General features: G+C 27.5%; 1 protein-coding gene. It reads left to right on the top strand.

The features are described from left to right. On the top strand, window positions 1-397 hold a 397-nt coding region (locus tag CLTEP_RS14105), incomplete at its 5' end, for an RNA-guided endonuclease InsQ/TnpB family protein (protein WP_153016370.1). Between the last annotated feature and the right edge of the window lie 341 nt (window positions 398-738).

Below are 738 nucleotides of genomic sequence, written 5' to 3'. Positions count from 1 at the left end.
TGAAAAGCAAATTAGATTACTTCATAGAAGATTATCTAATATTAGAAGCAATCACTTACACCAAGCAACTACTAAGATAGTGAAAACCAAGCCATCAAGAGTAGTTATGGAAACACTTAATATTAAAGGTATGATGAAGAATAAACATTTATCTAAATCTATACAAGAGCAAGGATTGTATGAGTTTAAAAGACAACTTAAGTATAAATGTGAGTTTTATGGAATTGAATTTGTTGAAGCTGATAAATGGTATCCATCATCAAAAATATGCAGTAGGTGTGGACATAAAAAGACTAAATTATCACTATCAGAAAGGAATTATATCTGTGAAAAATGTGGATTAGTAATTGATAGAGATTTTAATGCTTCAATTAATTTAAGCAGATACTCAGCATAACTACTTAAACAGTTAGACTAAAGGTGTAGGATTCGTTGTATCCGAATTTAAGCCCTCGGACTATTATATCAAACCAAAGTAGCTTCGGCAAAATGGGATAGGTTGAACCAGCTCTAAAGAGCAAAATCTAGTTTGATCTATCTATCAAGCAAAAATTAAATGCCAAATTTTACACTTAATTACATATGATTTTTCAAAAAAAGACTAAGCATATTTTTTTTAATAATTGTTAAAAATTTTTATAATAATCTTTACTTTTTATCACCTCCATAGTACAATTTATATATCATAAATAACGTATTTGTGTACGTTTATTTAAGTAGTTAATATCTTCAATAGTT

Origin of the sequence: Clostridium tepidiprofundi DSM 19306 (assembly GCF_001594005.1) — a bacterium.
In the GTDB taxonomy this organism is placed as follows: Bacteria; Bacillota; Clostridia; order Clostridiales; family Clostridiaceae; genus Clostridium_AC; species Clostridium_AC tepidiprofundi.
The sequence above is the reverse complement of the archived record's forward strand: the minus strand, read 5'-3'. Positions and strand labels throughout refer to the sequence as shown.